Below are 12596 nucleotides of genomic sequence, written 5' to 3'. Positions count from 1 at the left end.
GCCGTACAACCCGTCTCCGTCGCGGCTCAACATCGATCCCAGGCGGGAAATTACAACAAAAACGCAGACGTTGGCGCGGTTTCATACAGCTGCGCAGCGCATCAGCAATGGCTGCACTCACAGGATCAATGCGACGTCCCGTTGATGCGTGATATCGATACCCTGAAGGACGACAAGCGTCTGGAAGTTATCTGCACCGCCATCCTTGTCGAACAGAACTTCCGTGGACCCGTCGACCACGGCGAGCGATAGCCACCTATCGCCGAAGGGGTCGGCCGACGCCCCGACCCTGGCGAGCAGCCCCGACAGGTCCAGCTTGTCCCTGGACGCGACCGAGAAGTCGGTGATGGTGTCGGCGCCCATCATATCCAGTTGAACGAGATCGCCGTAGACGAAGCGATCCGCTCCCGCGCCCCCGGTCATCACATTCTGATAGGCGCCGCTCTCCAGCGTGTCGCGTCCATCGCCGCCGTCGAGGATGTTATGCCCGCGACTGGTGATCACGTCGTTCCCCGCCCCTCCGTAGAACTGGCTCGACACGTAGCGATCGTAGCCGCCCGTCAGGTGATCGTTGCCCTCGCCGCCATCGACGACGGCGCGCCCGACATTGACCGAAACGGTGTCGTTTCCGGCATCGCCGTAGACGTATGCCGTGGATTTGGCAGACCCGATCGAGATCGTATCGTTGCCGTCGCCGCCGTGGATCGTACCAAGCGCACTGCCGATTCTCATGCTGTCGTTGCCACCGTCGCCCGACAGCGTGCCGCTCGACATCGTGTTGATGTCGAACGTGTCCCCACCGTCTCCACCCTCGAGGTGGCTCGCCTGAAGGAAGTCGAAGCTGAAGCTGTCACGACCGGCGTCGCCATGCAGGGCCAAGCGGAAGCTGTAGTATCCCGACCCCGTGAAACTATCGTCGCCAGTGCCGCCGAAGGCTTCGATCTTGTCCAAGGGGCCGCGCGGTCCCGGTGTCAGCAGAACGAAATGGTCGTTGCCGCCTTCTCCGTACAGAAGGTCGCCGCTACCACCGATCAACATGTCGCGCCCACTGCCTCCCCAAAGGACATCGACGCCATCGCCACCATCGAGGCGATCCTCGCCGGATCCTCCGTACAAGATATCGTTTCCGGCCCCGCCGGTGAGGCTGTCGTTTCCGCCTCGCCCGTCGATGATGTCGTCGTCATCCGTGCCGAGGAGGGTATCTGCCTGATTGGTTCCATTGATCGCGGGCATGGCTTGAGCCTTCGCTGCACGGCCCCGAATGCAAAATATCAACTGTGCAGCAAACTTTTCGCAGACGCACTTTGGAGGTAAGACTTGATAAATTCAGATATTATAAAATTTTAATATTTAAATCATCTCCGTCAAATATCATATTATAAAAATTCAATCGACTTTGGGGCTTTCTATCTTTTGGCGACATTGGATCGCTTAAACTTTTGTAGGTGCAAGCGAAAGATTTGAGGCGCCTCCGAAAGGGCTCGTGGCCACGCACACCGAGTCGTTCGGCAGTATCGCATCGACGATCGCCGGGAAGCCCGCGAACGGTCCTTTGCGGACAAGGACGATCTGCCCGACGCGGATGCCCGTCCGCTGGACGATCTCGGCATCGGCCCGGAGGTGACGTTGATGGACCTGCGCCACGGCGGCAACGTCGAGGCCGGCTTGACCGACGCGCCGTTGCGCACGCTGAGCGGTCACCCGACCTCCGTCGCACAGCGCCCCGAGGGCGCGCAAGCGGCTGGAGTCGAGATTGAAGCGGGAGGGTTTGTCGAGATGAGCCGCTGACGTCATATCGAAATGGCGTCTGAGGTATCGGCTCAGTGCTTGGAATGTTTGGTGGGCGCACTAGGGTTCGAACCTAGGACCCGCTGATTAAGAGTCAGCTGCTCTACCAACTGAGCTATGCGCCCGAAGCCTCGGTGAGGAGGCTGGACCGCCGGGCCACCAATCCCGTTCGGTGGCGGCGGATTAGCAACGACCGGATGGCGTGTCCAGCCCCCTCGGAAAAGTTTTCCGACAAAGTGCCGCCGGGATCTCGCGTCCCGCACAGCCTCACATGCGCGCCAGCGCGTGACGGACGGCATCGTCTCGGGTAAAGCGCAAGCATGAGCCTTTCGCGTGCCTTGAGAATCGGAACCCGCGGCAGCCCGATGGCGCTGGCCCAGACCGGCATGGTCCGCGATCGGATCGTGGCGGCCAATCCGGGATTGGAGACGGAAATCATCGTCGTCTCGACCGTGGCCGACCGCGTGCTCGACCGGCCGCTCTCCGAGATCGGCGGCAAGGGCCTGTTCACCAAGGAACTCGAACAAGCCCTGTTTGCCGACGAGATCGATGTCGCCGTTCACTCGATGAAGGACGTGGAAACGTGGCTTCCCGACGGGCTCGCCATCGCCTGCATCCTGGAACGCGACGACCCGCGCGACGCCTTCCTCAGCGCGAGTGGGGCCAGCGGTCTGGCCGATCTGCCCTCCGGCGCACGGGTCGGCACCTCTTCGCTCAGGCGCGGAGCACAGGTGCTGATGCACCGGCCCGATCTCACCATCGTGCCGCTGCGCGGCAATGCCAATACCCGGATGCGCAAGCTGGAGGCGGGGGAGTGCGACGCCACCTTGCTGGCGCTCGCCGGCCTGCAGCGCCTCGGGATGGCGGATATCGCCCGCAGCGTGCTGTCGGTGGAAGAGATGCTCCCGGCCGTGGCGCAGGGCGCACTCGGCATCGAGTGCCGGGCCGGCGACGACGCGATCCGGGCGCTGCTGGCGCCCATCGCCTGCGCCACCACGACGACGGCGCTCGACGCGGAACGCGGGCTGCTTGCCGAACTCGACGGCTCGTGCCGCACACCCATCGCGGCCCTCGCGCAGGTGAGGGGGGATCGCATCAGCCTCGACGGCTTGCTGTTCCTGCCGGATGGCAGCCGCCACTGGGCGGTCCATCGGGAGGGATTGGCGGCGGACGCGGACGCGATCGGCCGCGAGGCCGGGGCCGAGTTGAAGCAGGCCGCGGGCGACGTCTACTTCGCCCACCTCAAGTAGCCTCCTTTCCTCTCAAATCCGGTTGATCCCCTTGGGATGGCGGATTGGGATGGCGGATTTGGGCCTCGGCGGGATCCCGTCGGGCCTGCAGGATGGATCGACTCCTCGCGCGTCGCGCGGGCGGAGCGTTACGCTTCCCCCTCGGATCGAGCGAAACGCTTAGAGTGCCTCACAAAACCCCCGGTCTCTGACCGTTCTCGTTCTGGCGATGACAGCGCGGCGGGAGTTTTGTGTGAGACACTTATCAGGCGAGGCTGCGCTCGATCGTCTCCTCGTCGCAGATGACGCCTGCGGTGCCGGCGAACTCCGCTTGGCTGTCGTGGGAGGGCTGCGGCTGCGGCTTCTCGGCCGAACCGGGGGCGAAGCTCGCCATGAAGGCGCGCATCACGTGGGCGACGCCGGCCTCGGCGATGCCGCGCTGGTCTTCCTCGTAGTAGCGCCCGCCATTGGTGTGGCTCGTGATGATCTCGTAGGACGGGAAGTAGACGAGGCGCGGATCGTTGCGTTCGCAGACCTCCCCGGCGGCGGCCCGCAGCACCGCCTTCGAGTGTGCGTTCGCGACGAGCACGTGTTGATCGCAATAGGTCGCGATCAGCGGCACCGGCGAGACGGTGAGGATGACCCGCGCACGCCCATTCACGCTCCAGAGCCGATCGAGAAACCCTTTGACGTCGGCGATCACCTCGGCCGTGCCCGCATTGACGAAGGCGACCTCCTGCGGATCGAACTGCCCGCCCGCGACCCCCGGCGCGAGGGAGAGCGCCGCCCCGTCGGCACGGCAACGCCAGCCCTCGGTAAGGCCGAGCGTCACGACCAGCACGTCGAGGCTCTCGAAAAGGTCACGCACCCGGGCGAGATGGGTTTCGCGGGCTTCGATCACCGCGGCCTCGTCGGCGAAGCCATCGGGTTCGATGGTCGGGCGGAACGGATCGACGAGGCGTCCGTCGTCCCGCTGCCATGCCTTGAGCTGCGGATCGAAGGCGCCGAAAGCCCGGTCGAAGAGCTGCACGAACTGGCGCGGGCCGTAGAGATTGCCGTAACGCGCCGAGAAGGTGCCGAACTGACGCGCGGTCGCCTCGGCCTCGCTCAACCCTTCGGGTGCGGTTTCCGTGACGTGGTAGCGGAATCCGCCGCGGGCCAGCGCCTGCGAGACGCGTTGTGCAAAGCAGGAGCCGGCGGTCGCCACGCGATCGGTGCGGGCGATGCGAAAGGTCCCGCGCGGACCCGGATCGAGGGCGAAGGGCGGCACGCCCGCCACCGCCTTGCGCCAGAAGCGCTCGGCCGGTAGATCGCGGTAAGGGTTCATCGCCTGATCCGATCCTGCACGCATGCCCGCGAGAGGCCGCGCGCCGCTTGGCCCCGCTCCCCGCCCTTTTCAAACCGCTCGCCCCGGCCGTCCGGGCCTTCGCGGCGCAGCCGTTCTCCCTGCGATCCTGGGCGAGACCGTGGCGGCGACCGGCCGGCCGCCCGCGGATCGCGGTGATCGGCAATTGTCAGGCGGCCGGCATCGCGCAGGCGCTGCGGTTGCTGCTGCCGGGCGCCGCGGTCGAGACGCTTCTCGTCGCCGGGCTTGGCCGACGGTTCGGGCATCTCGACCGGCTGGCACACCATCTCGGGGATGCCGATCACGTCTTCTCGCATTTCTTTCCCACGTGCTTCGTCGCGGGCGGCAACGTCCACGGGCTCGCCGAACGCGTGCCGGGGCTGCGGCTGTTTCCAACGATCCTGTTTTCCGGCTTCCATCCCGACCTCATCCATGTCGGCGACGAAGCGAGCCTGAGGCTGTCTCGTCTCGTCGCCTCGCCGATCGGGCCGTATCACTCGGCGATCGCGCTCCACGGCTTCCGCCAGGGCCTGAGCGTCGAGGCGACCCTGCGGCTCTATACCGGTGCCGTCTTCGAGCGGCTCGGCTACTTCGACCTGTGGCAGGCGAGCGCGGACTACCTGCTGCGCACCGCCCGCGACGTCGGGTTCGGCCTGGAGCGGGAATTCGCGCTGTGGAGCCGCGGCGGCGTGTTCATGCACGTCATCAACCACCCGCACCTGCACGTGCTGGGCGACATCGCCCGGCGCCTCGCCCGCGAGACCGGCTGCGACCCGCTCGACATCCCAGTCCATACCTACGCCCCCGATGCGCTGACGTCCGAGCCGGTCTGGCCCGTCCTGCCGGGTATTGCCGAACGCTACGGCGTGGCGGGCTCGACGCTGTTCAAGGGCGACGGCCGCCGCGCCGCGCCGCGCCTTCTCGATCTGCCGGATTTCGTGGCCGAGAGCTTCGCCCTCTACGCGCGGCAGCGGTCGGAGAACCTCACCAATGCGCGGGTCGAGGCTTGGGAGAAGGATCCGGAGATCTGCTCGCTCTTAGGTGCGGCGTAGATCGATTCAGCGCGGACGGGATGGGCATGCCGCCCCAATCGCCCGACTTCCAACCGCTTCCGTTCTCGCGACAACGGCGGCGCAGTGGTCTTGTCGGAACCCACTCAGCCGGCGACGCGGCGCGCGTCTCCGACGCCGCGCGACGCAGCCATGACGCTTGCCAGTTCCACGATCTCCCGGGCCTGGAACGGCTTACGGATATAGATGCTGCCGGGAACCGTGCGGCTCTCGATCTGCGCCGCGGTCGAGGCGTAGACGACCGGCCGCCTCGGATGACGCTCGCGATAGGCGGCAGCCACGGTCCAGCCGTCGATCAGACCAGGGAGGAGAATGTCGGTCAGCAGCCAATCGATGGCCTCGCCCACGTCCCGCAACGTCGTCAGCGCCGCCTCGCCGCTCGACGCTGCGAGAACGCGCATGCCCTCGCGCTCGCAAAGCCGCGTCAGCATCTCAAGTAGCAGGTAATTGTCCTCGACGATGAGCACGGTCGGGGCGGAAGGCATGGCCCTTATCCAGTTTGCGGCGCGCCCATCACATGGCGGAACAGTTAATGCATCATTAACTCCACCGCCGCATAGCAAGTTTTCGCAAAGCTGAGCAATGGAATGAATGAGCCTGACGCGCAGCGTCCCGCCCAGGCACCAGCCTTCGATGCCGACGCGCTGGCGGAGTTGGAGGATCTGTTCGGCCGCACCCGCCTCATGGAGCTGCTCGAAGTCCTCGACCACGAGATCGCGATCCGCCTCGATCCGCCCGCCCGTGAAGCGTCGCGGCTTGCCAGCGACGCACACATCCTCGTCTCGTCGAGCGGCGCGCTCTCCTTCAGCCGTCTGTCGGGCGCCTGTGCAGCTCTGGAGCAGGCCTGTCTGAGCGGCGCAGAGATCGCGGCGCCGCTGGGCGCTGCGGTTGACGCCGCCCGCCAGGCACGGAACGCGATCGCGACGTTGCGCGGCGTGTGACACCACTTGTGTTACCGCACCGCAACGTCAATCGGCAAAGCGGAGCCGTTTCCTCTCGCGCCCACGGCCCGCCGCAATCTTGAGCAGTACACTGACGTCGCTGCGGTCGAGCTTGGATCGGTCGTCGGTCGATGCGGTCGCGGCAGCGCAGCCGCCGTCCGGCCCGTCTCGCGGACAGACAGCGGTGCGGGTGCTTGCGTGAGAGACACTTAACCATCCGCGGCTACACTATTCGGCACGAAGCGCTTGGGGCCGACACGGATCCGTGTCCGGTCATCGGGAGCGCCTTCAAACTGAGATTCGGAGCCGGCCCCTTTCGCCAGACGATTGGAGCGGGCACCGGCAGGACAACCGGCACGGCTCGGCCGTGAGGAGAGTGACGATGTCGACACCCGCGCGTTTCCGTGGGCTTTCCCTGACGCTGGCACTTTGCGCCGCACTCGGCCTCGGGGCCTGCAGCAAGGACAGCGATCTTGCCGATGCGTCCGGCTTCGGTGCCGGCGGCGCCGGAGGCGCGGCCCGCCCCGGCAGCGCCCAGGATTTCGTGGTGAATATCGGCGACCGGGTATTCTTTGAATCCGACTCGACCGATCTCACCCCGACCGCGACCGCGACCCTCGACAAGCAGGCATCGTGGCTCCAGCGCTACCCGCGTTACAGCTTCCTCATTGAGGGCCATGCCGACGAGCGCGGCACGCGGGAGTACAACTACTCCCTCGGCGCCCGCCGGGCACAGACGGTGCAGGATTACCTCGCCTCCCGCGGCATCTCGGCCTCGCGGATGCGGACGGTGTCCTACGGCAAGGAGCGCCCGGTGGCGGTTTGCAACGACATCTCCTGCTGGTCGCAGAACCGCCGCTCCGTCAGCGTTCTGGACGGCGGCGCCGGCTCCTGAGACGGGGTGCAGGCCCGGTTTTGCGGCCGACCGGGCCATCTGCTATCGGGTAAGCGTGCCTCATCGAACCCTCCGCTGCGCCGTCGCCGCTCAGGCCGCGACGGCGCAGCGGAGGGTTCGGGAAGAACACGACGTCGGCCGCGAACCAGAAGACCGATCGGTGCCAGCCGCCATGTTCCGCCGCCTCCTCCTGACCCTCGGACTCGGTTTCGCGATCGCACCAGCGGTGCTCTGCGGCGCGCAGGCACAGGACGCGTCGGAGTTCGTGGTGCGTCTCAACCGTCTCGAGAACGTGTCCCGGCAGCTCTCGGGACAGATCGAGACGCTCCAGTACGAGAACCGGCAGCTCAAGGAACAGCTTCGGAAGTTCCAGGAGGATGTCGAGTTCCGCTTCCAGGAAGGGAAGGGGAGCGCCGCCGCGCCCACCCGCAAGGCACCGGCGTCCGCAGCACCCCCGCCCTCGGCCGCCCCCTATGGCACCAATCCGGGTGAGGGCCGGCCCGGCAAGCGCAGCGATGCCTTCGATCCGGAGCAGAACCCGAATGCGCCGGGCGCCCCGAAGCCACTCGGGACGACGCAGCCCTCGCTGCCCTTGCCGACCGGCGCCATCGCCGAGGCGGAGGCACCCCAGCGCCGCTCTGTCGCCCCGACGGTGGTGGAGGCGGATTCCGATTCGTCGGAGGACGGAGATCTGCCGCCGCCTGGCTTCGGCGGTCCGGTGGACCTCTCGCCGCCGCACGCGCGCACCGGGTCGATTGCGCCGCTCGAAGCACCCGTCGGGAGCGCCAGCATCGCCGCCACCGGCAGCGGCGACGCGCAGGCCGATTTCGAGGTCGCTTACGCTCTCATTCGCGAGCGCCAGTACGAGCAGGCCGAGATGAGCCTGCGTCAGTTCATCCAATCGCATCCGCGCGACCGGCTGGTGCCGAAGGCGACCTACTGGCTCGGTGAAAGCTATCTCCAGCGCAGCCGCTCCCGCGAGGCCGCCGAGCAGTTCCTGAAGGTCTCGACTGACTACGCGAATTCGCCCGTCGCCCCTGAGGCGATGCTGAAGCTCGGCACCTCCTTGCATGCGCTCGGCGCGAAGGCCCAGGCCTGCGCCACGCTGGCCGAGGTCGAGCGCAAGTTTCCGAGCGCCGGCGCCACCGTGCGCCAAGGCGTCGAGCGGGAGCAGAAGCGCGCCCGCTGCGCCGCTTGAGCGCAGCGCCCGCGTCCCTCGACGACCGGCTCGACCGCGCCCTCGCACCATTCCTCAACGAACCCGCTGGCCCGGCACTGATTGCGGTCTCGGGCGGACCCGATTCCACGGCACTGATGCACGCGGCCGCCCGTGCGGGGAAGGACCGGTTCCGCGTCGCCACGGTGGACCACGCCCTCCGGCCGGGTTCGGCCGATGAGGCGCTCGGGGTTGGGCGCCTTGCCGCCGAACTCGGCCTTGTCCACACGATTCTGACCTGGGACGCGCCGCGACGTGGCAGCCGTATCCAGGCCTCGGCGCGCAGCGCCCGCTACAGGCTCCTGACCGATCATGCCGCAGGGATCGGCGCGGGGCTCGTTCTCACCGCGCATACACTGGACGATCAGGCCGAGACCGTGCTGATGCGGCTCATCGCCGGAAGTGGGCCCTCCGGACTCGCCGGGATGCGGGACGAGCGCCCCCTGGCACCGGGCATCCGGCTGGTGCGGCCCTTCTTGAGCCTCTCGAAGGCCGATCTGGTGGCCTATTGCGAGATGCACCGGCTCCCGTTCCTTTGCGATCCCTCCAACACGGATGAGCGCTTCACCCGAGCCCGGTTGCGCCGCCTCTTGCCGCTCCTTGCGGAGGAAGGCCTGAATGCGGCGCGGCTGGCCCGCCTTGCCGTTCGCGCTCGGCGGGACGACACGGCGCTGAGGCAGCGTGCCGAGGTTGTCCTGTTGGAGATCACGCGCACGGACGATGGTGGGCTGCGTCTCGACGGGCAGCGCCTGTGTCGCGAGCCATGCGCCATCGTCGTGCGCGTCATCGACGCGGCTCTCGACACGGTCGCGCCGGCTCACGAAGCACCCGTTCCGAAGCGCCTGGAACGGCTCGAAGCGCTGGTGCTCGATGCGCTGCTGCCGGCTCTGACCGAGAGGAGGGCGTTGCGCCGCACCCTCCGCGGGGTCCTGATCGAGGCGGAAGGGGAGGGGACAATCCGCCTTGTCGCGGCGCCGCCGCGCAGGGCACCGGATCGCCGCCGCTAACGTTACGCGGTCGCCCTCGACGCAGGGGCATCCGATTTACTTGGCAACCGGTGGGGCGCCGCCTACATTGGCTCGGAGTGCGTGGGGTATGCCGCGACATTGCGGGACGACGCTCGCACGCCTCCCAGGACCGATCGATGAACCCGAATTTCCGCAATTTCGCCCTGTGGGTCGTCATCTTCCTGCTGGTGCTCGCCCTCGTGACCCTGTTCCAGAACCCGGGTCACCGTGGCGGCGGCAGCGAGATCGCCTACAGCCAGCTCCTGAACGATGCCGACGCCGGCAAGATTCAGTCCGTCACGATCTCCGGCCAGGACGTGAGCGGCACCTATGTAGGCGGCGGCAACTTCTCGAGCTACGCGCCGAACGACCCGGGCCTGGTCTCGAAGCTCCAGGCCAAGGGCGTGCAGATCACGGCGCGTCCGCCCTCCGACAACACGCCCTGGTTCATCCAGCTTCTTGTGAGCTGGTTGCCGATCCTCGTGTTCATCGGCGCCTGGATCTTCCTCTCGCGCCAGATGCAGTCCGGTGCCGGACGCGCCATGGGGTTCGGCAAGTCGAAGGCCAAGCTCCTCAACGAAGCGCATGGACGGGTCTCGTTCGACGACGTGGCCGGCGTCGAGGAGGCCAAGGAGGACCTTCAGGAGATCGTCGAATTCCTGCGCGATCCCCAGAAGTTCCAGCGCCTCGGCGGCCGCATCCCGCGCGGCGTGCTGCTCGTCGGCCCGCCCGGCACCGGTAAGACGCTGATCGCCCGTGCGGTTGCGGGTGAAGCCAATGTGCCCTTCTTCACCATCTCCGGTTCGGACTTCGTCGAGATGTTCGTCGGCGTCGGCGCGTCCCGCGTTCGTGACATGTTCGAGCAGGCCAAGAAGAACGCGCCCTGCATCATCTTCATCGACGAGATCGACGCCGTCGGCCGTCACCGCGGCGCGGGTCTCGGCGGCGGCAATGACGAGCGCGAGCAGACCCTCAACCAGCTCCTCGTGGAGATGGACGGGTTCGAGGCCAACGAGGGCGTCATCATCATAGCGGCGACCAACCGCCCCGACGTGCTCGATCCGGCGCTGCTGCGTCCCGGCCGCTTCGACCGCCAGATCATGGTGCCGAACCCGGACGTCACCGGCCGCGAGCGCATCCTGCGCGTCCACGTCCGCAAGGTGCCGCTGGCGCCCGACGTCGATCTCAAGGTCATCGCCCGCGGTACCCCCGGCTTCTCGGGTGCCGACCTGATGAACCTCGTCAACGAGTCGGCGCTGCTGGCCGCACGCCGCGGCAAGCGCATCGTCACGATGCACGAGTTCGAGGATGCCAAGGACAAGGTCATGATGGGCGCCGAGCGGCGTACCCTCGTCATGACCGAGGACGAGAAGCGGCTCACCGCCTACCACGAGGGCGGCCACGCCATCGTCGCCTTCAACGTCCCGGCCACCGATCCCGTCCACAAGGCGACGATCATTCCCCGCGGCCGGGCGCTCGGCATGGTCATGCAGTTGCCCGAGCGCGACAAGCTGTCGATGTCGTTCGAGCAGATGACCTCGCGGTTGGCGATCATGATGGGCGGCCGCATCGCCGAGGAGATGATCTTCGGCAAGGACAAGGTGACCTCGGGCGCCCAGTCCGACATCGAGCAGGCGACACGCCTGGCCAAGATGATGGTCACGCGCTGGGGCTTCTCGCCGGAGCTCGGCACCGTGGCCTACGGCGACAACAACGACGAGGTCTTCCTCGGCATGTCGATGGGCCGCCAGCAGACGGTCTCGGAGGCAACCGCGCAGAAGATCGATGCGGAAGTGCGCCGCCTCGTCGAAGCGGGCCTGGAGGAGGCGCGCCGCATCCTCGAAGAGCGCAAGGACGATCTCGAGGCGCTGGCGCAGGGCCTTCTCGAATACGAGACCCTGTCCGGCGACGAGATCCGCAAGCTGCTCCAGGGCGAGCCGCCGGTGCGCGACTCGGGCGACGTGCCGCCGACCCCGGCCCGCGGCTCGCCGGTGCCATCGACCGGCCGTGGTCGCCCGCGCGGCAGCGATGGCGGGTTGGAGCCGAGCCCGCAACCGCAGGGCTGAACACCGGATCGGACCTGGAGAAGGGGCGCCGCGAGGCGCCCCTTTTTCATGGCCATCGCGCGCGGCAGCGCATCGGCAGGCCGTGCCCCAAGACAAGGGTGAAAAGACCCGGCGCATGTCGAGTTCGGTCTATCTCATCGTCGCCTTCGGCGCAGCCATCGCCGGCTTCGTCCAAGGGCTGTCGGGCTTCGCGTTCGGCCTCGTCGCCATGTCGGTCTGGGCCTGGGTGATCGACCCGCAGCTTGCAGCGGCCCTCGCGGTGACCGGTGCGCTCACGGGGCAGATCATTGCTGCGGTCACGATGCGCAGGGGCTTCGATCTTCGTCTCCTGGCACCGTTCGTGCTCGGCGGCCTTGCCGGTGTCCCGCTCGGGACGCTCCTGCTGCCGCATCTCGACATGCACTGGTTCAAGACGATCCTCGGAGCCGTTCTCGTGCTCTGGTGCCCCGCGATGCTCCTGTCGAAGGATCTACCGCGCATCACCGTCGGCGGCCGTATCGCCGACGCTGCCGTCGGACTTGGCGGCGGCATTCTCGGAGGCCTCGGCGGGTTCACGGGAACGCTGCCGACACTCTGGTGCACGCTCCGCGGCTACGAGCGTGACGTGCAGCGCGCCGTCATCCAGAACTTCAATCTATCGATGCTCGCCGTCACGCTGGCCGTCTACGTCGCATCCGGTATCGTCACACGAAGCATGCTGCCGATGATCCTCGTGGTGCTGCCGGCCATGCTGATCCCGACCATCATCGGCACGCGTGCCTATATCGGCTTGAGCGAGACCGGGTTTCGCCGGCTCGTCCTCGGCCTTCTGACCGTCTCAGGCATCGCCCTGCTTCTCTCGGGCCTGCCGCAACTTCTTCGATAGCGCAGCCTGCGGCTTTCGGAAAATGCCATGCAAAAACAACAGGCTCGTGCCACCGCCTGAATCCAACGTCCGGGACGATGCACGCGCCGCTGGCCAAACCGGCCGGGCCGCCCCATTTCGAACGCCTTTGTCACGGAGCAACCGGTTCACGATACCCGAGATCTTTTCTGCCGG

General features: G+C 67.1%; 12 protein-coding genes and 1 tRNA gene. 9 read left to right on the top strand and 4 right to left on the bottom strand.

The annotated features are described in order from the left end of the window. Positions 1–117: 117 nt before the first annotated feature. Positions 118–1233: a calcium-binding protein gene (locus E4V01_RS11120; protein ID WP_135298369.1), complete on the bottom strand. Its 1116-nt coding sequence runs from the start codon at positions 1231–1233 to the stop codon at positions 118–120. 396 nt (positions 1234–1629) lie between these two features. Here E4V01_RS11120 and E4V01_RS25675 point away from each other — a divergent pair, with 396 nt between their 5' ends. Next, positions 1630–1788 (top strand): hypothetical protein, encoded by a 159-nt coding sequence (locus tag E4V01_RS25675; protein WP_158509762.1) that lies wholly within the window; start codon positions 1630–1632, stop codon positions 1786–1788. A 49-nt stretch (positions 1789–1837) separates the two neighbouring features. Here E4V01_RS25675 and E4V01_RS11115 read toward each other — a convergent pair. Continuing rightward, a tRNA-Lys gene (locus E4V01_RS11115) sits at positions 1838–1913 on the bottom strand. Positions 1914–2108: 195 nt separating this feature from the next. On the opposite strand from E4V01_RS11115, the gene hemC reads away from it, so the two are divergent. Then, positions 2109–3038 carry a hydroxymethylbilane synthase gene (gene hemC / locus E4V01_RS11110; RefSeq protein WP_135298368.1) on the top strand — a complete coding sequence of 310 codons (930 nt, stop codon included), beginning with the start codon at positions 2109–2111 and terminating at the stop codon, positions 3036–3038. A 244-nt stretch (positions 3039–3282) separates the two neighbouring features. On the opposite strand, the gene E4V01_RS11105 is transcribed toward hemC, so the two are convergent. Further along, positions 3283–4344 carry a GSCFA domain-containing protein gene (locus E4V01_RS11105; RefSeq protein WP_135298367.1) on the bottom strand — a complete coding sequence of 354 codons (1062 nt, stop codon included), beginning with the start codon at positions 4342–4344 and terminating at the stop codon, positions 3283–3285. Between the two features lie 47 nt (positions 4345–4391). Between E4V01_RS11105 and E4V01_RS11100 the strand changes: the two genes are divergently transcribed. Then, positions 4392–5414 (top strand): WcbI family polysaccharide biosynthesis putative acetyltransferase, encoded by a 1023-nt coding sequence (locus E4V01_RS11100; protein ID WP_135298366.1) that lies wholly within the window; start codon positions 4392–4394, stop codon positions 5412–5414. 104 nt (positions 5415–5518) lie between these two features. Here the strand turns inward: E4V01_RS11100 and E4V01_RS11095 are convergent, their stop codons facing one another. Further along, entirely contained in the window at positions 5519–5917 is a 399-nt protein-coding gene (locus tag E4V01_RS11095) for a response regulator (protein ID WP_135298365.1), read from the bottom strand. 102 nt (positions 5918–6019) lie between these two features. Here E4V01_RS11095 and E4V01_RS11090 point away from each other — a divergent pair, with 102 nt between their 5' ends. The 6 genes from E4V01_RS11090 to E4V01_RS11065 all read left to right on the top strand — a co-directional run bounded on the left by E4V01_RS11090 (position 6020) and on the right by E4V01_RS11065 (position 12422). Beyond that, the gene (locus tag E4V01_RS11090; RefSeq protein ID WP_060772054.1) at positions 6020–6373 is read left to right on the top strand and encodes an Hpt domain-containing protein; all 354 of its coding nucleotides are present in this window, start codon (positions 6020–6022) and stop codon (positions 6371–6373) included. A gap of 382 nt (positions 6374–6755) precedes the next feature. Further along, positions 6756–7268 (top strand): peptidoglycan-associated lipoprotein Pal, encoded by a 513-nt coding sequence (gene pal, locus E4V01_RS11085; protein ID WP_056116883.1) that lies wholly within the window; start codon positions 6756–6758, stop codon positions 7266–7268. Positions 7269–7440: 172 nt separating this feature from the next. Then, entirely contained in the window at positions 7441–8466 is a 1026-nt protein-coding gene (gene ybgF / locus E4V01_RS11080) for a tol-pal system protein YbgF (RefSeq protein WP_135298391.1), read from the top strand. After that, positions 8463–9491, top strand: a complete 1029-nt coding sequence (gene tilS, locus E4V01_RS11075) for a tRNA lysidine(34) synthetase TilS (protein WP_135298364.1) — start codon at positions 8463–8465, stop codon at positions 9489–9491. The genes ybgF and tilS overlap by 4 nt, the downstream gene beginning before the upstream one ends. A gap of 137 nt (positions 9492–9628) precedes the next feature. Beyond that, positions 9629–11557 carry an ATP-dependent zinc metalloprotease FtsH gene (gene ftsH / locus E4V01_RS11070; RefSeq protein ID WP_060772051.1) on the top strand — a complete coding sequence of 643 codons (1929 nt, stop codon included), beginning with the start codon at positions 9629–9631 and terminating at the stop codon, positions 11555–11557. Between the two features lie 115 nt (positions 11558–11672). After that, positions 11673–12422, top strand: a complete 750-nt coding sequence (locus E4V01_RS11065; protein WP_060772050.1) for a sulfite exporter TauE/SafE family protein — start codon at positions 11673–11675, stop codon at positions 12420–12422. Positions 12423–12596: the final 174 nt, after the last annotated feature.

Source organism: Methylorubrum sp. Q1, from assembly GCF_004683995.1.
Lineage (GTDB): Bacteria > Pseudomonadota > Alphaproteobacteria > Rhizobiales > Beijerinckiaceae > Methylobacterium.
This window is presented reverse-complemented; position numbering and strand designations above follow the sequence as displayed.

Coding starts and splice junctions, on each gene's coding strand:
- E4V01_RS11120 (WP_135298369.1), bottom strand. CDS start 1,233: ATGCCCGCGATCAATGGAACCAATCAGGCAGATACCCTCCTCGGCACG.
- E4V01_RS11095 (WP_135298365.1), bottom strand. CDS start 5,917: ATGCCTTCCGCCCCGACCGTGCTCATCGTCGAGGACAATTACCTGCTA.
- hemC (WP_135298368.1), top strand. CDS start 2,109: ATGAGCCTTTCGCGTGCCTTGAGAATCGGAACCCGCGGCAGCCCGATG.
- E4V01_RS11090 (WP_060772054.1), top strand. CDS start 6,020: ATGAATGAGCCTGACGCGCAGCGTCCCGCCCAGGCACCAGCCTTCGAT.
- E4V01_RS11065 (WP_060772050.1), top strand. CDS start 11,673: ATGTCGAGTTCGGTCTATCTCATCGTCGCCTTCGGCGCAGCCATCGCC.
- E4V01_RS11105 (WP_135298367.1), bottom strand. CDS start 4,344: ATGAACCCTTACCGCGATCTACCGGCCGAGCGCTTCTGGCGCAAGGCG.
- ybgF (WP_135298391.1), top strand. CDS start 7,441: ATGTTCCGCCGCCTCCTCCTGACCCTCGGACTCGGTTTCGCGATCGCA.
- E4V01_RS25675 (WP_158509762.1), top strand. CDS start 1,630: ATGGACCTGCGCCACGGCGGCAACGTCGAGGCCGGCTTGACCGACGCG.
- pal (WP_056116883.1), top strand. CDS start 6,756: ATGTCGACACCCGCGCGTTTCCGTGGGCTTTCCCTGACGCTGGCACTT.
- ftsH (WP_060772051.1), top strand. CDS start 9,629: ATGAACCCGAATTTCCGCAATTTCGCCCTGTGGGTCGTCATCTTCCTG.